Below are 19,854 nucleotides of genomic sequence, written 5' to 3'. Positions count from 1 at the left end.
TCAGCGGTACAGCAAGCGCTCCGCCAGCTCATCCGCCACCCGCGCGGGTGAGCGTTTTTCAGCCTGGGCATGGGCGAAGATTTCGGTCAGGCGCGTGCCGATGTTCGACAGGTGCGCGGTGATGGTTTCCAGCTCTGCGCCGCCGTGCTTGAGGGCCACGTAGATCAGGCCGCCGGAATTGATCACGTAGTCCGGCGCGTAAAGAATCCCACGGCCTTCCAGTTGATCGGCCACTTGCAGGTTGGTCAACTGCGCACTCGCGGACCCAGCCACCGCCGCGCACCGCAACTGCGCGACCGTGTAGCGGTTGAACACCGCGCCCACACCGCAGGGCGCGAGGATGTCGCACGGGGTGCTGAGCAAGGCTTCATTGGCAATCGGGTGCGCGCCCAGCTGTTCCATGGCCAGTTGTACCTTGCCGTGGTCGATGTCGCTCACCAGCAATTCAGCGCCGGCGGCGTGCAGTTGCTCGGCCAGGGCATAACCGACGTTGCCCAGGCCCTGGATCGCCACGCGTAAACCTTCCAGGTTATCGCTGCCCAGGCGGGCCATGGCAGTGGTGCGAATGCCCGCGAACACCCCCATCGCCGCGTGGGGCGACGGATCGCCGGCCGCCGTGGTGCTGGTGACATAGCGGGTCTGCTGGGCGATGCAATCCATGTCGGCCACCGAGGTGCCGCTGTCGATGGCGGTGATGTAGCGACCATCGAGTTGCTCGATGCAGCGGCCGAAGGCTTCAAACAGCGCGGCGCGGCTTTCCACATGGGCGGGGCGGATGATCACCGCGTTGCCGCCACCCACCGGCAAACCGGCCAGCGCGGCCTTGTAGCTCATACCCTGGGCCAGGCGCGCGGCATCCGCCACGGCACTTTCATCGTCGGGGTAAGAGAGGTAGCGGCAGCCTCCAAGGGCAGGGCCCAGACGGCTGTTGTGGATGGCAATGACCGCCTTTAACCCGGTGGCAGGGTCGACACTCAGGTGCAGCGATTCAAGGCGTGTGCTGTGCATGAGCGCAAACATCGTCGGGCTCCCGAATCACTTCTTGTAGGCGCCAAGTATAGGACTGCCTGCGAAAGCCTGCTGAAGCGCGCAGGAATAAGGCCGCCGGTTTTAAAGGGTTTGCGACATAAACAGGTAGGAGGCTTCTAAAGGCACTGGACGAAAGTTCACAGCAAGGCTAAAACGAGGCATCCGCCGGAGAACCCAATGAAGCCCCGCGACGCTTTTTTTGCCTGCCTGGAACGATCACCGCCCGCGCTTTTTGAAGCCGCGCTGTGGATGGCGGCCGAGCACGACCCCGCGGTGGACCCCGTTGCCATCCTGCAGGACTTCAAGGTGTTGCAGCAGTTGGTCAGCCTCAGCCTGCCGATGCTGCCGGCGGATGAACTCGGGCAACCCTTGCTGCGGCGCATGAATGACCTGGGGTTCGCCCAGGATGACCACACCCCGCTGCGCCCCGCCGCCGCCCTGCTGGACAAGGTGTTGAAGCGCAAACGCGGGCAGCCGCTGGCATTGGGGCTGATTGCCCTGGAGCTGGCGCGGCGCCTGGACATCCCCTTGGTCGGCGTCAACTTCCCGGGGCACTTCCTGTTGCGGGTGCCGGGGGCCGATCACTTGCTCGACCCGTGCGGCGGCCGCCGGCTGTACCCTAACGATTGCCGCGACCTGCTGACTCGCCAGTACGGCCCCAATCTCAAGTTGCAGGCCGACCACCTGCACACTGCCGAGCCGCGTTCGATCCTGCAGCGGCTGTCACGCAATCTGCGCCAGTTGCACCTGTCCAACGACGACCACCTGGCCGCTCTGGTGGACGCCGAACGCGTGCTGGAGCTGGGCAACGCCAGCGCCGCCGACTACCTGGCCCGGGCCAGTTTGTATCAGCGTCTGGATTGCCCGAACGCCGAGCGTTTTGACCTGGAACACGCGTTGATGCTCAGCGAAGACCCGATCCAGCGCCTGCGCCTGACCGAACGCCTGGGGCATTTGCCGCCCAACTCTGTGGTGCATTGACCCGCTTGGCGTAAGCTGTACCGCCCCATGGATGAGGTTGTCATGCCCCTGCGCTCCCCCGCCGAACGTTACCTCGAAGATTTTCACCAACGCCAGCCCGGCACCACCAGCGCGGCATTCGCCGAACTGAAGGCGGTGAAATACAGCTCATCCTATGCCGCATTGACTGCACATGTGCCCACCGCACAAAGCCCGTTGAACGTGCTGGACCTGGCCTGCGGCGATGGTTATCTGCTCAAGCTGCTGGCTGACCGCCAGCAACCCGGCTTGCAACTGACCGGTGTCGACATGAGCCAGGCGGAGCTGGACGCCGCCCGCTTGCGTCTCCCATCTGATGTAACGCTGCTCAAGGAGCGCGCCCAGGCATTGAGTATGGCCACGGGCAGCGTCGACGTGCTGCTGTCGCACATGGCAATCATGCTGATGGATGATCTTGAACAGGTACTGCAAGAAGTACAGCGGATATTGCGCAGCGGCGGCACGTTGGCGGTGCTGATCGGCAGGACGTTTCTACTCGGCCCTGTTGGCGACGCATTCCTGGACGCGTTTCGCCCAATCGCCAAGGAGGACAGGCTGCCCCACTTGCCCATGGGCGACCCGCGCACCCGCAATGAAGCCGGCTGGGGAACCTTGCTGGCAGAGCATTTCACTGATATCCACTTCGAAGACATCGACGTCCACTGGCAGCCTCAGCCAGCCGCACTGTGGACGTCATTGAAAGAAACCTACGATATCGACCGGCTGACAATCCCTGCCAAGGCCCGCCTGAAAGAACGCTTCCTGACCGCCATCACCCACCTTCGGCAGAGTGATGGCAGCGTGTCCACCGGCTGGGGATTACGCGTGATCAGCGCCCGGCGCCAATAACGCATCAGGGCCTTGTGGTGCTGCGCCCTTGGGCGAACGCACTTGGATAATCAACAACGCCGCAATCACCGCGGGGATCGCGCAGAAGAAGAAAATCTGCTGCACCGGAATGTGCATCGCCAGCAACAGGCTGCCGAACAACGGCCCCAGGATCGAACCGAACCGCCCGACGCCCAACGCCCAGCCAGTACCGGTCGCCCGTACGTGAGCCGGGTAGAAGTTACTGGCGAACGCGTTCAGGGTCAGTTGACCGCCGATGATGCAGAAGCCCGCCGCAAACACGCAGGCCACCAGATAACGCGGGTTGTCGTGGTTCAGCCCCAGCAGAATGGTGCACACCGCAGCCGCTGCCAGCACGCCGGACAGCAGGCGGACTTTGCTTTTCAACCGATCGGCAAACCAGGCCATGCCGATGGCGCCCAGTGTCCCGGCGAACAGGAACATCGAGGTCACCAGATTGGCTTCGTTCAGGCCCAAACCGCTTTCCAGCAACAGCGAAGGCAACCAGCTGATCATGAAATACAGCAGGATCAGGCTGACAAAAAACGTCGCCCACAGCAGTAATGTCGGGCGCGCGTAGCCATGGCGGAACAGCTCCACCACTGTCAGTTTGCTGCCTTGCTCCTGGCGGTTTTCTGCCTCGCTCGCCGCCGGCGGTTGCCAGCCTGGCAGCATCCGCGCGGTGACTTTTTGCAGGCGCGCGTAAGGCGGTGCGTCACGCAGCAAGCGCGGCAGCGATTCAGGGAGCATCCAGGCGAGAAACGGAAACAACAGCAACGGCGTCACACCACCGGCGAGGAACACCGCCTGCCAGCCGAAACTGTCGATAAACCCGGCCGCGACAAAACCACCGGCCGCACCACCGAAAGAGAAGCCACAGGCCGCCAGCGTCACCATCAATGTTCGCAGGCGGGGTGGTGAGTATTCCGACATGAGGGCCATGGCACTGGGCATCGCGCCGCCCATACCAATGCCGCAGATAAAACGGGCGGCCATCAAGGTATTGAGGGAGTTGGCGAACACCATCAGCACCGTGAGGCTGGCGTAGATCAACACACAGCACAGCAGGATGCGCCGCACCCCGAAGCGATCCGCCAGCGGCGTGACGGCCAGGGAACCCAGGGTCAGCCCCAACAGGTTGGCGCTGAACACCGGGCCGAACGCGGCTTTTTCCAGGCCCCAGTCCTTGGCCAGAGCCGGGACCACGTAGCCCAGGACCTGGGCGTCGTAGCCGTCGGTGACCAGCAACAGCGCCAGCAACAGGAGAATCAACCACTGATAGCGCGACACCGGGCGGGCGTCGAGTGCCGCACGAAAGCTGGCAATCTGATTGTGCATCGCAAGGGACCTGTATTGTTTTTATATATTTTGGACACGCTGAAGATCACATGTGGGAGCGGGCTTGCTCGCGAAAGCGGTATGCCAGTCAATACATCTGCTGACTGATACACCGTATTCGCGAGCAAGCCCGCTCCCACATTTGGCCGGTGTGAGCCTGGAGATTTATGGGGTATCCGGTTGGTTGGCGGGATGAGCCGCCATGAACGCCGGATGCTGCGCCGCCAATCCCGCCACCCGCTGAATGCGTGGATACGCCGCCAACGACACCTTAAACCGCTCCGCCGCATACAACTGTGGAATCAAGAACGTATCCGCCATCCCCGGCTGGTCGCCAAAGCAATAACCCTGATCACCAATCAACTGCTCAACCGCCGCCAGACCCTGGCTGATCCAGTGCCCGATCCACTCCAACACTTGCGCCTCATCGTGCCCCCACTGCTTGAGCAGATTCTGGGTACTGGAGTTGTGCAGCGGATGAATGTCGCAGCCGATGATCGACGCCACCGCGCGCTCATGGGCGCGGGTCGCCAAATCCCTGGAGAGCAACGGCACCTGTGGATAACGTTCCTCCAGGTACTCGATGATCGCCGGTGACTGAATCAGCACATCACCATCATCGGTGCGCAAGGCTGGCACACGACCCTGCGGGTTGATCGCCAGGTACTCCGGCTGATGGTTGGCGCCGCCCTTGGGCACCAGCAGGTTGACCGGCACCGCCGTGAAGTCCAGGCCCTTGAGGGCCAGCGCGATCCGCACCCGGTAGGACGAAGTGGAGCGGTAGTAGGTATAGAGTTCCATGGCCCTGCCCTCTTAGCGCGCCGCGACCACGGTACCCCGGCATTCGCCGAAGCCGATGGAGGCAAACCCGTCGCGGGTGCAGCAGGCACGCAGGATGATTTCGTCGCCGTCTTCGAGGAACTTACGCACTTCGCCGGAGGCCAGTTCGATCGGCTTTTTACCGCCTTCGGTGATTTCCAGCAGGCTGCCGAACTGACCGGCTTCCGGCCCCGACAAGGTGCCCGAACCGAACAGGTCGCCGGCCTGCAACTGGCAGCCGTTGACGCTGTGGTGCGCAACCATCTGCGCGACGGTCCAGTACATGTGTTGGGTGTTGCTCAAGGTCAAGCGATGGGCCGGCAGGTTCTGCTCACGCATCGAGGCGGTGGTCAGCAGTACTTCCAGTTCGATATCAAAACCACCAGCGGCCTGGTCGCGCTTGTCCAGAAGGTACGGCAGGGGTTGCGGGTCGCCTTGAGGGCGCGCCGGTTGTGCCTTGCGGAAGGGTTCCAGGGCTTCAGCCGTCACCACCCATGGCGAAATGCTGGTGATAAAACTCTTCGACAGGAACGGGCCCAGCGGCTGGTATTCCCAAGCCTGGATATCCCGCGCCGACCAGTCGTTGAGCAGGCAGAAACCGGCGATGTGATCAGCGGCGTCACCAATGGCAATCGAGTCGCCCATGGCATTGCCCTGGCCGATCCAGATGCCCAGCTCCAGCTCGTAGTCCAGGCGTACGCAAGGGCCGAAGGTCGGCTCGGTTTGACCGGCTGGCAGCGTCTGGCCTTTAGGGCGGCGGACGTCGGTGCCCGACGGGCGAATGGTCGACGCACGGCCGTGATAACCGATCGGCACGTACTTGTAGTTGGGCAGCAGCGGGTTGTCCGGGCGGAACAGTTTGCCGACGTTTTGCGCGTGCTCGATGCCGACGTAGAAGTCGGTGTAATCATTGATTTTGGCCGGCAGGTGCATCTGGCAAGCGGCAGCCGGATGCAGCGCTGATTGCAGTTTGCCTTGCAGGTCGCTGCCTTCCGCCAGCAGTTCCAGCAGGCGTTCACGCAGGGCCACACGCGGGCCACGGCCCAGTTCAAAAAACGCATTCAGTTGGCCACCAGCAGTGGCTTCAACGGCACGGCGGGCCTCGCCCTCAAAGAATTCCAAAGCGGCCTGCAGATCGAAAACATGATCGCCGATCGCCACGCCACTGCGCGGTGCAGCGCCGTTAACGCTGAACACACCCAACGGCAGGTTTTGCAGCGGGAAATCCCGGTGACCGTTGGCGGAAGCCACCCAACTGCGGGTGAGATTAGGCTGAGTCATGGGTTATCTCCGATTCGGGTTGAAGGTTGCAGGGAGCGAGGCCCAGCAAGCGTCGTAAGAAGGTTGCAGCTGTGAGCATTCCAGCGCGAATTGTGTAGGGCGCAGCACCTGGCTGGTCTCGAACATAAAGGCCATGGTGTTATCAATCTTGTGGGGCTCAAGCGTCGCGTTGATGGCCTTGGTGCAGGTCTCGCCATCCGGGCCATGGGCGCTCATGCAGCTGTGCAACGACGCGCCGCCGGGCACGAAGCCTTCAGCCTTGGCATCGTAGGCGCCCTGGATCAGGCCCATGTATTCGTTCATCAGGTTGCGGTGGAACCACGGTGGCCGGAAGGTGTTTTCGGCGACCATCCAGCGGGGTGGGAAGATCACGAAGTCGAGGTTGGCCAGGCCATGCACGCTGGTGGGCGAGGTCAATACGGTGAAGATCGACGGGTCCGGGTGATCGAAACTCACGGTGCCAATGGTGTTGAAGCGGCGCAGGTCGTATTTGTACGGCACGTTGTTGCCGTGCCACGCCACCACGTTCAGCGGCGAATGGTCTAGCTCGCAGCCCCAGAGTTCACCGAGGAATTTCTGCACCAGCGTGGTCGGTTGCTTGAGGTCTTCGTAATGGGCGACGGGGGTAAGGAAATCCCGTGGGTTGGCCAGGCCATTGCTACCGATCGGCCCGAGGTCCGGTAGGCGCAGTGGCGCGCCATGGTTTTCAGCGACGTAGCCGCGAGCTTGTGCATCCAGCAGCTCGACGCGGAATTTCAGGCCGCGGGGCAGCACGACAATTTCCAGCGGCTCAACGTCCAGCACACCCAGTTCGCTGGCGATACGCAGGCGGCCCTGCTCGGGAACAATCAACAGTTCGCCGTCGGCGTTGAAGAACACGCGGTCCATGGAGCGATTGGCGCGGTAGTTGTAGATGCTGATGCCCGAAGGTTTTTCCGACCCGGAATTGGCGACCATGCCGACAAGCCCGTCGATGAAATCTGTCGGCTCAGCGGGAATATCCAGCGGGTTCCAGCGCAGGCGATTAGGCGTCACCGCTCCAAGCGGGCCACCGGCCAATTGCCGCTCCAGCTTGACGAACGCCGGGTGATTGGCCGACGGCTGGATGCGGTACAACCAGGTGCGCCGGGCTTCGCTGCGGGCCATGGTGAAGGCGGTGCCGGAGAAGAGTTCGGTGTACAGCCCGTAGGGCGCTTTCTGCGGGGCGTTCTGGCCAACCGGCAGTGCGCCGGGCAAGGCTTCGCTGGCAAATTCATTGCCGAAGCCTGATTGGTATTCGAGGGTCATGGATCGTCCTCTGAGCGGAAGTTGTTTTTATCGTAATCCAGTTACGCATAACGTAATTTGATACCTGTTGACCGTCAAGCTATAAAGACGCCCATTCGTCTTTCGGATTCATGCCCTCCATGGAAAAGCCGCCCGCCCCCCGCGACACCGGTAAACAGAAAGTCCGCTCGGCTGAAGTGGGCACCGACATCCTCAAGGCCCTGGCTGAACTGTCGCCGGCCACCTCGTTGTCGCGCCTTGCCGAACACGTGCAAATGCCGGCGAGCAAGGTCCACCGCTACTTGCAGGCGCTGATTGCCTCCGGTTTTGCTGAACAGAACACCGCCACCAACCATTACGGCCTGGGCCGCGAAGCCTTGCGCGTGGGGCTGGCCGCGCTGGGCAGCATGGACGTGCTGAAAGTCGCCGCCCTGCCCCTGGCGGAACTGCGAGACGAGTTGAATGAAACCTGCTTCCTGGCCGTTTGGGGCAACCAGGGCGCGACCGTGGTGCACATCGAGCCGGCAGTGCGCGCGGTAACGGTGGTGACGCAATTGGGCTCGGTGTTACCGCTGCTCAGCTCATCCACCGGGCTGGTGTTCAGCGCGTTCCTGCCGTCGCGGGAAACCGTGGACTTGCGCGAGCGGGAAATTCAGGCGGGTATCGCCCATGCGTTGGCGGATGACCAGGCTTACGCCACCACCTGCGAGCAGATCCGCCAGCGAGGCCTGCACTTTGTGCATGGTTTGCTGATGCCGGGTGTGGACGCGTTGTCGGCGCCGGTGTTCAACGCGGTCGGGCAGGTGGCGGCGGTATTGACCGTGGTGGGGCCGACTTCGCTGTTCCATGCCGATGAAGATGGCCCGGCGGCGAAGCGTTTGTTGGCGGCCACCCAGGCGGTGAGTTGGCGGATGGGTTATCAGCCCTGACGCTCAGTATCAGGCACACAACAAAGCAAAATGTGGGAGCGGGCTTGCTCGCGAATGCGGTCTGTCAGTTAAAGCATCAGTGACTGATACACCGCATTCGCGAGCAAGCCCGCTCCCACATTTGATCTTCATTGTTTGAGAAATAGCGCTTGGCGTCAGGCCATCAGTCCCAAGGTTTTGGCCTTGGCCACCGCCTGGGTACGCCGCTCCACCCCCAACTTGCTATGAATCCTCCGGGCATGGGTTTTCACCGTGTGCAGCGAGATAAACAACTGCCCGGCAATTTCCAGATTTGAATTGCCCTGGGCAATCAACTGCAGCACCTCAAGCTCGCGCTGGCTCAGAGGGTTTTCCCCGGCCGTCGCCTGACACTCTTGCGGCTCCAGCCCCAGCGCACTCAACAACCCCGGTTGCCGGAGGCGCAACTCGCGAATCGCCTGTTGTACCTGGCAACGCCCCGCCAGCTCCAACCCGGCCTCCAGGGAGCGCACGGCCAACGGGCGATCGCCGATCTGCCAGGCCACTTCCCCCAGCACCAAGTGCAACTCCGCCTCCAGGCAGAGCATTCCGCGCTGACGGGCAGTCCCCAGTAACGCACTCAAGCGGGCGACAGGCTCTTCGGCGCGGCGCAATTTCACTTCGGCCAACACCTGCAAATACTCAAGGCGCGGGATCAGCTCCAGGGTGGCCGGCGGCGCCTGTTTGGCCTTCGGCCCCCGGTAGTGACGCAGCACGCGGGTCACCGCTTCCAGGGTCAGTTCGGCGCGGCCCTGTTGCAGCCAGAAATGCCCGCTGAGCAACAGCAGCACAGCGCGGTACACGGTGTCGGGCACCTGGCGTTGCTGCATCAGGCGCTCGGCGTCCCGCAACTGGATAAACGCCTCGGCGTAATCGCCTTTGTTGGCGGCCAATAAAGCCAGACCGAGGTAGCCATAGAGCACGCGTTTGTCCTGGCTGTGCAGGCACATGCCCAGGCCGGATTCAAAGCATTCGGCGGCCACGGCGTCGTGGCCCTGGCGCAGGGCCAAATGCCCCCGTCGTAACAAAATCCGCCCCACCAACGGCCCGGCCTTGAGTCGCTGTTGCACCAGCATGCGCTGCACGTTTTCCAGCAGGCTTTGGGCCCGATACGGCGCGCCGCGCTGTTCCAGCAACTGCGCATGATCCAGTTCCAACAGCGCCTCCAGCAGCAATGAGCCATGGGAGCGCGCCAGGCACAACGCCTCGCGGTTCAGCGCTTGGGCCACGTCCAGCTCACCACGCAGCAGGGCTTGCTGGGTCAGTCCCGACAGGCACATTAAGCGCGACGTCCAGGCGCTCTCGGGCAAGTCTTGCAGGGCTTCCAGAAAATGTTCCCGAGCCCGTGCGGCTTCGCCTCCCAGGTGTAACAACCAACCCCATTGCGCCTGCCAGCGAGCCAGCAGATAGCGCTGCGAATGCGCAGTCGGTTGCGGGGTGAAACGCGCCAGTTGATCGATGCATAACGCCGCCTGATCGAAGCGCCCGGCAAACAGCAACGCCGCCGTTACCAAGCCCACCAGTTGCGCCGAACCCAGCATCAATTCATCACCATGCTGCTCATGCAGCCGCAACAGCAGCACGGCGTTTTGCTGGCGGAACAGGTCTTCAAAACTGAAATGCTGCAACAGGCTCACGGCCACTTCGTACTCTTCGGCCAGCAGCGCCTGCTCAAACGCGGCTTGCCAGTCCTCGGCGGCGGTAAACCATTGGCAGGCGCGACGGTGCCAGGAGCGCTTGGCCGGCCAGGGTTCGTCGCGCATGAGCTGCGCCAACGGCGGGAAGATTTGCAGCCAGTCGGTGGCGTCTTCCCAGGGTTCGATAAAGGCGCCCAACGTCTGCAAGTCACGCAGATAATCACCGAAGCCGAACAGATGATCACACAGGCTCGGGTTGAAACGTGGCAGGTGCGCAAGCACGCGCCAGGCTTCGGCCAACTCGGGGGCCAGGCCGCTGAACAGCTCGTGCTGCAGGTAGTCGAGCAAGGTTTTGTCAGGGTGCCCGTCGCTCTCAAGCAACGCGATGCGCACGCCGGCGCACCAGCCGGCGCTGAACTTCAGCACCTTGTCGACGCAGGGCCCGGCCAAGTGCTGGACCTCGGTGTGATCAAACGCCAGCTCGGCTGCGTTGCACTCCCACAGTTCATCGTCGAGTAACAGGCGTGGCCAATTGCAGGCCGGCCGCCGCCGTGCGCCAATCCACCAGGTTAAAACGGGACTGCTGGCCGCCAGAATGCGATCGAGCAACGCATCCAGTTCAGGTGCCGGTACTCGGCAGAAGTCATCGAGGAACAACCAGGCCGGCGCTTGCCAGCGGTTGAGGGCCAGCAGCAGCGTGGGCTCATCGACAAACACCAGGCCAAGGCTTTGGGCCAGACGCTGACACAAATCCAGTGCCGCGCCGTTCAGCGGCAACCAGTACACCTGGCACTCCGCAGGCGCCTGCAGCGCGCACTCGGCGAGCAGCGCACTCTTGCCACTGCCGGCCGGGGCGCAGAGCAGCTTCACCCGCGCCGAGGCGTTGAGCAAAGGCCCGGCCAAACGCGGGCGTAGCAGATGATGGGGAGACAAACGTGGCATGAATCCAGGACGATCCAGACAACGGGTCATGGCGGTCATTACTGCGTCCCTGTTTTTTATTATTAGGCGGCGTGCCCCCTACCCTAGTCCTGTGGCTGGCGGTTGTTGAGGAGTATTCAGCAGGCTGATTGCCGGGCATAAAAAAGCCGGGAGCCAAAAGGCAACCCGGCATGAGATTCAGCGTTGAAATGCGTTCCAGTGTGGGAGCTGGATTGCCTGCGATAGCGGTGTTTCAGGTTAGGTATCTGTTACTGATACACCGCTATCGCAGGCAAGCCAGCTCCCACAGTTTGACCGTATTTCAATCAGGTTTTAGCGCACGCCTTCAGAGCGCAATGCCGCCGGCGTGTAGTCGGCCGCCTTGGCCGCAAAGCCGAACACGAAGCTGCTCTTCTCTTCGTTCTTCATGCCCAGGGCGATGTAGCGCCCGGCGATGATGTCGTACAGGGTTTCGACGGTGTAGGCCGGCACCTGGTGGTCGTAGTAGAACTGCGCGTGGCCTTCAGCGACCCGCCACAGTTGGCCACGGCCGTCGTAGTGGTCCACCAGCGCCACTTGCCAGCTGTCTTCGTCGATGTACATGTGGCGCTTGGCGTAGATATGCCGCTCGCTCGGCTTGACGGTGCCGATCACTTCCCAGACCCGGTGCAGCTCGTAGCGGGTCAAGTCCTGGTTGATGTGGCCGGCCTTGATGATGTCGTCGTACTTGAGGGTCGGCGAATCAAGCTTGTAGCTGTTGTAGGGGATGTACATCTCCTTCTTGCCCACCAGCTTCCAGTCGTAGCGGTCCGGGGCGCCGGAGAACATGTCGAAGTTATCCGAGGTGCGCAGGCCGTCGGCCGCAGTGCCCGGCCCGTCATAGGCAACCTGCGGCGCACGGCGTACCCGGCGCTGACCGGCGTTGTAGACCCAGGCCAGGCGCGGCTCCTTCACCTGGTCGAGGGTTTCATGCACCAGCAGCACGTTGCCGGCCAAGCGCGCCGGAGCGGTCACCGATTGCTTGAAGAAGGTCAGCACGTTGGCGCCCTTGACCGGGTCCATGTCCGGGATCAGTTGCGGCACGGCCACTTCTTCTTCGAAGCGGATCGGTGTGTAGCTGCCGTTGGTCTGCGGCGTGGCCTGGGTGATGATGCGGCGCAGGTTGCCGCCGTGGTAACGGGTGATGTGGTTCCACAGCACCTCCACGCCGTTCTTCGGAATCGGGAAGGCGTAGTAGCGGTTGCCGGTGAAGTTCTCCAGGCCGTTGCCGTCGTTGATCGCATGCACATTGAGCGCGCTGCGCTTGATCGAGTCGTAGATCTCCGGCGGCAGGTTGACCGTGCGGTGGGTCGGGTACACCGGGATCTTGTAGGTTTGCGGGTAGCGCTTGAACATCGCCACCTGGCCTTCGGACAGTTTGTCCTTGTACTTGTCGACGGTGGCGGCGGTAATCACGAACAGCGGTTTTTCACTGGCGAACGGGTCAGCGAGGAAGCCTTTGCTGTCCACCGCCCCGGCGTTTTTCGGGATGCCACCGGTCCATGCCGGGATCGAGCCGTCAGCGTTACCGGCCTTTTCGGCACCCACCGGGGTCAGGGTGGTGCCAAGTTTGGCCGCTTCTTCCGGCGACACCGCGGCCATCACGTTGGCCGCCAACAGGCTCAGTGCCAACACACCGCATTGCAGAATCATCTTGCGCATAGTCTTTTGTCCTTCTTTAAGCCAAATCAGAAGTTCACGCCAAAGCTGAGGGCGATGAAGTCGCGGTCGGTGAGGGTGTTGTAGTCACCGCCAAAAAAGTCGGTGTAGCTCAGGCTCGCGGTGTAGGTGTTGCGGTAGTCCGCGTCCACACCGACGCTGATGGCCTTGGCGCCTTCGTTGAACAGGCCGTTGGGGCCATAGCCGCTGACATCCTGGGACCACGACACGTTGGGTTTGAGATTGACCCCGGCAAACACGTTGTTGTAATCGAGGATGGCCCGGGCGCGATAACCCCAGGAGTTGGCCGTGACAAAACCGTCGGTGTCACCGCCGAAGCCGTATTGGCCGTAGACCGAGTCACGGCCGTAACGCAGCTTGGATTTCGCCTCCAGCCCGCCCACATGCACGAAGGCCGCTTCGCCCACCAGCGTCAGGCGTTCGGCGCCCAGCACCTGGTCGAAGAACTGGGTCATGGTGCTTTGGATCTGGGTGATTTCCTTGCGGCGGTAGCCAGCGTTGTCGGCACCGAAGGAACTGGCGATCGGTGACGCGGCGTTACCAGCAATCGGGTTGACCAATGCCAGCGTCAGGTCGGTGGTGTTGAGTTGTACGGGGGCATTCGGGCGGTAGCTGATTTCGCCGGTCCAGGCCGTGCCGGTGGGCAAGGTGGTCGAGAAGCTGGCGCCGAACAGGCGGATATTTTCCGGATAGTCGAGGTAATACTGACCGCGACCGAGCATCGTGCTTTGCGCCAGCCCAGACCCGGAACCCGGGGCAATCCCGTTGGCGGCATTGACGATACGGCCAATGGTAGCCAGGTTGGTGTTGGCGGTGATGGTACCGACGGTGGGTGTGCGACTGTGGTAGTTCATAAAGTACAGGCCGTACTCCGTGTCATCCCCCAGCCAGCGCAACGCCATCCCGAACTGGCCGCCATCGCGTGCCTCGCGGTCTTTTGCACGCTGCACCACCACGCCTTCGTTCGTGACCTGGAAGCCCTGGCCAAACGCCGCCGCCACCGGTTGCAATGGTGCAATCGCCGGGCTGCCGACGGTGTAGTTGCCGTTGCAGCCATGGGCCACCACGTCGTTGCCGAAGAAGGTGCCGCAGTTATCCACCACGGTGTTTTCCCAGTTCAACTGGTAGAAACCTTCTACGCTCAGTTGGTTGGTGAGGCTTTGGGAAGCGAACACCATGTTGACCGGAATCAGGCCTTCCTTGATCTCGGCACCGGGCCGGCGGAACGCGGAAACGTCGATGGGGTTGATGCTGTTGATGGAGTTGCCGATGAACGTACTTTCACCCCAACTGACCACCTGCTTGCCGACGCGCACGTTGCCCGGCAAATCGCCGATGGAATAGTTGTGATAGACAAACGCGTCGAGTAATTCGTAGCCGGAAGAGCGTGCGCCCTCGTCGCGGTGGTTATTGCTGATCTGCTTGAATTCGCGGTCTTCGTCCTGCAATTCGAAGTCGTACCAGTACTTGCCGCGCACGAACACGCCGCTGTCGCCGTACTTGAGCTCCAGGTCGTGGATGCCCTTGAAGATCTTGGAGAAGGTCTCGCCCTTTTTGAAGTTCAGGCGGCCGTCATCGCCGGTGGACGCCTGGCCGGTGCCGCCGTTGGGAATACCCACCAGCTTCTTGTCGGCGTCGCGCATGCCCCAGCTGGCACCGACCGACAGCGAGGAATCGAATTGTCCTTCGATCTCGCCGATGTTGAACGAAACAGCCTGCGCCTGGGCACAGCAACCCAAAGCAACCGCAGCGGCCAGCGCCTGTGGCCTGAAGATGGCGCGCATTGTTGTTCTTGTCATGCGTCTTCCCCGGTGGTGTGACAGAAGGCCCCACCCTACTGCCCGCGATCAGGAGCGATAAGCGCACCAAGGAGGTATTCGTGTTGTCGCTCGAAAGGATGAAAGGGCGCTCTGGGCGGGGTATTGGCGAGGGTATGGACGAGATGGATGAAGGGTTATCAGAAGGATGGATGAGGCCTTATTGCCACTGTTGCCGGTTTGGTAACAGTCCTTGTCTCGAATCGCTATTTTTCATTCTGTAACAAAAGCCTATTCTTACTTGGCTTTCAGGGCAAACCGCCCGCTTCCAGAACCTGGAAGAACAGCATGTTTTTATGGATTGATCACTACTTTCAATCTGTTACCGGTGTTCACTGACGTTGATTTATTGCTCCTTGATCAAACGTCTTACTTCAGCCGCTGCCTTTGCAGCGGCTTTTTTTATGCCTGAAATAAACCGGGGCGCCATGGCGCCCCAGTTGATTAAAACTTTTTCATGCAACGATCACAGGCTGTATTTCTGCAGATTGGCCATCATCTCTTTCAAGGCTTCGATGTTGTCCTTGGGGTGAGCGGCCCCGTCGAAGTCGCAGATTTGCTGCCAGTGGGCGGCGACGTCATCCGGCGAGAACCCTGCCTCAGGGTCGAAGCCAACACCCAGGCTGCGCTGCCAGCGGGTCTTGCCAATCCAGCCACCGCCCACCTCGAACAGCCCGGAAGTTTCCTGACATGCCTCGCTGCCCAGGTACACCACCAGCGGGCTGATCAATTCCGGCTTGAGGCGTTCGAAGACTTGCGGCGGGATCAGGCCTTCGGTCATGCGTGTGCCACCGGTGGGCGCGATGGCGTTGACCAAGATGTTGTTCTTGCGGCCTTCCAGCGCCAGGGTTCGGGTCAAGCCGTACAAGCCGAGCTTGGCCATGCCGTAGTTGGACTGGCCGAAGTTGCCGTAGATGCCTGAGGTCGAGGCGGTGAAGATTACCCGGCCATAGGCTTGTTCGCGCAGGTGGGGCCACGCGGCGCGAGTGACTTTGTAGGCGCCTTCGACGTGTACGCGGTAGACCAGGTCCCAGTCGCTGTCTTCCATTTTGTGGAAGGTTTTGTCCCGCAGGATGCCGGCATTGTTGACGACGACGTCGATGCGGCCGAAGGCGTCGAGGGCGTTCTGGACGATTTTGTCGCCGTCGGTGACGGAGTCGTGGTTGGCTTCGGCGATACCGCCGGCCTCGCGGATTTCGGCGACGACGCGGTCGGCCGCCGAGGCGTTGGCGCCTTCGCCCTGGGTTGAGCCGCCAAGATCGTTGACCAGCACTTTGGCGCCGTGTTTGGCGAACAGCAGTGCATGGGCGCGGCCTAATCCGCCGCCGGCACCGGTGACGATCACGACCTTGTCTTGGAACTGCACAGGCTCACTCATTGGGGACTCCAGGGGCGGTTAGGGGTGGATGAGTTGAGTGTCAGGCACGGGGCTTGCGGTCACAATAAATACGGTTGGGGGTGAATGGTGCGCGATAAGGCTGGGGGATGATTGGTGTGGGGTAGATGGGGTACATATCCGTTGCTGCGGTAACGGCCGCTTAGGGTTCCGCTCTTACAGCGGCTCACTTTTGAAAAGCGCAAAAGTAAGCAAAACGCTCTTGCCCCACCACTCGGCACCTCGCCTAGGCTCGGTGTGCTCACTCCGGCTTTGGACCGTGGGCCGCCGCGATGGGCCATCCTTGGCCCAGCGCGGCTAACCCGGCGTCCTGCCGGGTTACCCACGCTCCAAAGCCTGCGTTCGGCCAGCGTGGTTTAACGGGGCGCCTAAGATCAAGATCAAGATCAACAGCAAGAGCACAGCGGCTACCGGCCGGCTTGAGTGTTTAAAAGCCAAATCAAAAGCTAAAGCGGGCACGGTCAAATGTGGGAGCTGGCTTGCCTGCGATGGCATCAACTGGGTGTACCTGATGCACCGAGGTGTCTGCATCGCAGGCAAGCCAGCTCCCACAGAAAAGCAGCTTTGCTTTCGCTTTGGTCTTTGCTTTTGCTTTTGCTTTTGCTTTTAACACTCAAGCCGGCCTGTAGGCCGCTGTGCTTTTGATTTTGATCTGACTGCCCCAATAAGCCCGAGGCCGAACGCAGGTATTGCGGAGCGGGTAAACCGGCAGGACGCCGGTTTAGCCGCGCCGGGCCATGGATGGCCCGTCGCGGCGGCCCGCGGAGCAATGCCGGAGTGAGGGAACACCGAGCCTAGGCGAGGTGCCGACAGGCGGGGCAGAGCCCTTTGCTTACTTTGGGGCTTTTCCAAAGTGAGCCGCTGTAAGAGCGGAACCGTAAGCGGCCGTTACCTAAATAACGGATATGTACTCAACCCCAATCAAGAATAAGCCACCCGAGAAGCCCCCACCCCAAGCCCCTCCCGAAACGCCAGATAATGCTTCAATACCTGCACCGGCGCCTCAATCTGCGGATAGTGCCCAATATTCGCGAGCAACACCGTATCCGCATGCGGCACCAGTTCACGATAGCGCTGAACCATATGCCCACCAGAAATGGGATCAACTTCGCCATCGATCACCCGCAACGGCACCTCCCCCGCTGCATCGCTGCCACCCAGCGGTCCCGCTGCCGCCGACGCTGAGGAATATACGCAATCAACTTGTGCAAAATCCGCGGCCCATCCTGGCTCTCGATCAAGCTCCAAAAATCATCCAGCGCACTTTCACTGGGCCGGGTCGAAGGCCCAAAAATCTGCCCGAAACTGTTGGCCAGCGCATTACGCCCAAACGCCCGTCCGATCATCCACCCCAACGGGCTCAGCAACAGCTTCTGAACCAACGCCGGACGATGCGTCTCCGGAAACAACCCACCGTTGAGAAACACTCCGCTGGCCATCTGAAAGCGCCCTTCGTAATGCCGCGCCAACAGCTCCTGCGCAACACTGTCACCGTAATCATGGGCCAGCACATGCACCGACTGCTGTACCCAAAGATGCTCCAGCAAAGCCTGCTGTAAATCCGCCTGTTCCAGCAGGCAATAGGTGTGATCCAGCGGCTTGGCCGAATCGCCAAACCCCAACATGTCGCAGGCAATCACTTGATAGCGCTGGGCCAACGGCTGCCAGAGGTAGTGCCAATCCCAACTGGCCGTGGGAAAACCATGAATCAGCAGCAACGGCTCGCCCTGCCCCGCCACCCAGTACCGAATGGTGCGGCCGCGAAACTCAAAGCTCTGGGCGCGCTGGCGCCAGATGCGCAGCGGGATCTCGGCGAGTGGCATCAGCTTTTATACCCGGGGTCGAGTGCGTCCAGTTTGCGCAGCAGCGCCGGCCAGGCCAGTGCGCCGCCCATACCCTGAGCGCTTTTGGTGACCCCGGCGATCATCGCCCGGGCACCGGCCAATATCTGTGGTGCAATCGTGATCAATTCTGCGCCACCGTTCTGCGCCATCACCTGGATATCGCAGGTGCGCTGGAAGATGAACATCATCAGGAACGTATCGGCGATGCTGGGGCCACAGGTCAGCAGGCCGTGGTTGTGCAGCATCAGGAAATTGTTTTCGCCAAGGTCAGCCTGCAAGCGGGCCTTTTCCTCGTGGTTCAGCGCCACCCCTTCGTAGACGTGGTAGGCCAGGCTGGACAGCACAAACAAGGATTGCTGGCTGATGGGCAACACGCCTTGCTTCTGTGCGGAGACAGCGATACCAGAAGCGGTGTGGGTGTGCAGCACGCAGACCACGTCGTGGCGAACTTCGTGTACCGCGCTGTGGATGGTGTAGCCCGCCGGGTTGACCTCGTACGGGCTGTCCATCAGCTTGTTGCCGGCCTGGTCGACCTTCACCAGGCTCGACGCGGTGATCTCGTGGAACATCAGCCCATAAGGGTTGATCAGGAAGTCTTCGGTGCCCGGCACCTTGGCCGAGATATGGGTGAAAATCAGGTCATCCCAACCGTGCATCGCCACCAGTCGGTAGCACGCGGCGAGGTCGACGCGGGTCTGCCATTCGGCAACGCTGACCTGATCTTTTACGCTGTGTGTCGATTGAACAGTGGCTAGGCTCACGGCAATGACCTCCTTGGCGCGTTTTCTTATTATTTTTTTGAGTGAAGGGCCAGTCTAGTCAGACGCCGAGGCTGCCGTAGTTGCATTGGCAGCCACCTTGATGACCGAGCGGGTCAGTCCTGAGAATAGTTCGAATTTGCTCAATGCGTGTCAGAGAAGCGACGCCAATAAAGGCGCGGCAAACAGGTTGAGCAACCCGGTCAGCACCATCACCAGGCCCGCCACCGAGCCCTCCTCGCCACCCACCTCATGGGCGCGGCTGACACCCGCGCCATGAGCGCCCACGCCGAACAACGCGCCGCGAGCCAATGGCGTGCGCAACGGCAGCCACTTGAGCAGTACACCGCCGAGCATGGCGCCGAACACTCCGGTGAACATCACGAATACGGCCGTCAGCTCCGGCACGCCACCCAGGTCGGAAGACACCGGCATGGCGAACGGCGTGGTGATCGAACGGGGCACCAAGGACATCGTCACCGAGCTGTCGAGAGCGAGGGCCTTGGCCAGGCCATACGAAGTGGCGATGGACGCTGCGCTGCCCGCCACCATCCCCAGCAACAACGCTGACCAATGGCGCATCAGCAGCTGACGCTGTTGCCAGATCGGAATGGCGAACGCCACAGTCACCGGGCCCAGCACCAGCATCAGCCAGTGGGTGTCGGTGGAGTATTCGGCGTAGGCGGTTTTCATCGGAACCGCCACCGCCAGTAACAGCGCAGGCACCAGGATCAGCGGCGACAACAGGTAACGCCCGGTGCGCCGGTAGATCCAGCGGCTGAATCCGTAGGCACCCAGGGTCAGCGCCAGCCAGAAAATAGGCATCAGCTCAAGCTTCATGGCGCAGCTTCCAGCGGCAGACGAATTCCACGGTAAACGCCGTCACCAGCATTACCGACAAAGTGCTGAAACCGATCACCAGCATGATCCTCCAGCCGTCGTGCTTTACCAGGCCGCCGTAGTCCAAGAGGCTCATCAACGCAGGAATGAAGAACAGCAGCATCTCCGCCATCAACACACCGGCGCCCAATTGCAGGGCCGCCGGCTTGACCAGGCCAGTGGCGAAGGTCAGCAGCAACAGGCCCAGGCCGATCACACCACCGGGAATAGGCCAGCTCAGCCAGGCCGCCAGTTGGCAGCCCAGAAAGTAAGTGGCCAGCAGGACGATCAGTTCAGCCAGCAACCGACCGACGAATTTGAAGGTGAAACGTTTCATGAGCTTTGGGTCCTCCCA

The 19,854-nt window shown here is 61.6% G+C and carries 16 protein-coding genes and 1 pseudogene; 3 read left to right on the top strand and 14 right to left on the bottom strand.

Going from position 1 to position 19,854, the window contains the following annotated elements:
• A complete protein-coding gene (locus JFU58_RS14730) occupies positions 1 to 1,020 on the bottom strand; it encodes a Leu/Phe/Val dehydrogenase (RefSeq protein ID WP_010176963.1) in 1,020 nt (339 codons plus the stop codon).
• A gap of 186 nt (positions 1,021 to 1,206) precedes the next feature.
• On the opposite strand from JFU58_RS14730, the gene JFU58_RS14725 reads away from it, so the two are divergent.
• Together JFU58_RS14725 and JFU58_RS14720 are read left to right on the top strand one after the other, a co-directional pair.
• Positions 1,207 to 2,010: a SirB1 family protein gene (locus JFU58_RS14725; protein WP_063033078.1), complete on the top strand. Its 804-nt coding sequence runs from the start codon at positions 1,207 to 1,209 to the stop codon at positions 2,008 to 2,010.
• A 42-nt stretch (positions 2,011 to 2,052) separates the two neighbouring features.
• On the top strand, positions 2,053 to 2,877 hold the full coding sequence (locus JFU58_RS14720) for a class I SAM-dependent methyltransferase (protein WP_201141019.1): 825 nt from the start codon (positions 2,053 to 2,055) through the stop codon (positions 2,875 to 2,877).
• Here the strand turns inward: JFU58_RS14720 and JFU58_RS14715 are convergent.
• The 4 genes from JFU58_RS14715 to hmgA form a co-directional block, all read right to left on the bottom strand.
• On the bottom strand, positions 2,848 to 4,215 hold the full coding sequence (locus JFU58_RS14715; protein ID WP_093201640.1) for an MFS transporter: 1,368 nt from the start codon (positions 4,213 to 4,215) through the stop codon (positions 2,848 to 2,850). The two genes, JFU58_RS14720 and JFU58_RS14715, sit on opposite strands and share 30 nt — an antisense overlap.
• Before the next feature lie 165 nt (positions 4,216 to 4,380).
• A complete protein-coding gene (gene maiA, locus JFU58_RS14710) occupies positions 4,381 to 5,016 on the bottom strand; it encodes a maleylacetoacetate isomerase (protein WP_093201643.1) in 636 nt (211 codons plus the stop codon).
• A gap of 12 nt (positions 5,017 to 5,028) precedes the next feature.
• On the bottom strand, positions 5,029 to 6,315 hold the full coding sequence (gene fahA / locus JFU58_RS14705) for a fumarylacetoacetase (protein ID WP_201141018.1): 1,287 nt from the start codon (positions 6,313 to 6,315) through the stop codon (positions 5,029 to 5,031).
• Positions 6,316 to 6,318: 3 nt separating this feature from the next.
• Complete coding sequence (gene hmgA / locus JFU58_RS14700; RefSeq protein ID WP_201141016.1) at positions 6,319 to 7,602, bottom strand: homogentisate 1,2-dioxygenase; 1,284 nt, start codon at positions 7,600 to 7,602, stop codon at positions 6,319 to 6,321.
• Positions 7,603 to 7,721: 119 nt separating this feature from the next.
• Here hmgA and JFU58_RS14695 point away from each other — a divergent pair, with 119 nt between their 5' ends.
• On the top strand, positions 7,722 to 8,510 hold the full coding sequence (locus tag JFU58_RS14695; protein ID WP_201141014.1) for an IclR family transcriptional regulator: 789 nt from the start codon (positions 7,722 to 7,724) through the stop codon (positions 8,508 to 8,510).
• A gap of 155 nt (positions 8,511 to 8,665) precedes the next feature.
• Here the strand turns inward: JFU58_RS14695 and JFU58_RS14690 are convergent, their stop codons facing one another.
• From JFU58_RS14690 to JFU58_RS14650, 9 genes and pseudogenes are all read right to left on the bottom strand, one after another.
• Entirely contained in the window at positions 8,666 to 11,146 is a 2,481-nt protein-coding gene (locus JFU58_RS14690) for a LuxR C-terminal-related transcriptional regulator (protein WP_063033085.1), read from the bottom strand.
• Between the two features lie 273 nt (positions 11,147 to 11,419).
• On the bottom strand, positions 11,420 to 12,787 hold the full coding sequence (locus tag JFU58_RS14685) for a DUF1329 domain-containing protein (protein WP_063033086.1): 1,368 nt from the start codon (positions 12,785 to 12,787) through the stop codon (positions 11,420 to 11,422).
• A 26-nt stretch (positions 12,788 to 12,813) separates the two neighbouring features.
• A complete protein-coding gene (locus JFU58_RS14680) occupies positions 12,814 to 14,604 on the bottom strand; it encodes a DUF1302 domain-containing protein (RefSeq protein WP_063033087.1) in 1,791 nt (596 codons plus the stop codon).
• A gap of 484 nt (positions 14,605 to 15,088) precedes the next feature.
• Complete coding sequence (locus tag JFU58_RS14675; RefSeq protein ID WP_201141012.1) at positions 15,089 to 16,000, bottom strand: SDR family oxidoreductase; 912 nt, start codon at positions 15,998 to 16,000, stop codon at positions 15,089 to 15,091.
• Between the two features lie 457 nt (positions 16,001 to 16,457).
• Positions 16,458 to 16,631, bottom strand: coding sequence for a hypothetical protein (locus tag JFU58_RS14670; RefSeq protein WP_201141010.1), 174 nt, complete (start codon positions 16,629 to 16,631; stop codon positions 16,458 to 16,460).
• Positions 16,632 to 16,939: 308 nt separating this feature from the next.
• A pseudogene (locus JFU58_RS14665) lies at positions 16,940 to 17,841 on the bottom strand (alpha/beta fold hydrolase).
• Positions 17,841 to 18,623 (bottom strand): class II aldolase/adducin family protein, encoded by a 783-nt coding sequence (locus JFU58_RS14660; protein WP_201141008.1) that lies wholly within the window; start codon positions 18,621 to 18,623, stop codon positions 17,841 to 17,843. The pseudogene JFU58_RS14665 and the gene JFU58_RS14660 overlap by 1 nt, the downstream one beginning before the upstream one ends.
• A 150-nt stretch (positions 18,624 to 18,773) precedes the next feature.
• Positions 18,774 to 19,460 (bottom strand): LrgB family protein, encoded by a 687-nt coding sequence (locus JFU58_RS14655; protein WP_093201669.1) that lies wholly within the window; start codon positions 19,458 to 19,460, stop codon positions 18,774 to 18,776.
• On the bottom strand, positions 19,450 to 19,836 hold the full coding sequence (locus JFU58_RS14650) for a CidA/LrgA family protein (RefSeq protein ID WP_063033090.1): 387 nt from the start codon (positions 19,834 to 19,836) through the stop codon (positions 19,450 to 19,452). Before JFU58_RS14650 ends, JFU58_RS14655 begins: the two co-directional genes overlap by 11 nt.
• Positions 19,837 to 19,854 lie beyond the last annotated feature (18 nt).

The organism is Pseudomonas sp. TH34 (assembly GCF_016650865.1).
In the GTDB taxonomy this organism is placed as follows: domain Bacteria; phylum Pseudomonadota; class Gammaproteobacteria; order Pseudomonadales; family Pseudomonadaceae; genus Aquipseudomonas; species Aquipseudomonas yamanorum.
The sequence above is the reverse complement of the archived record's forward strand: the minus strand, read 5'-3'. Positions and strand labels throughout refer to the sequence as shown.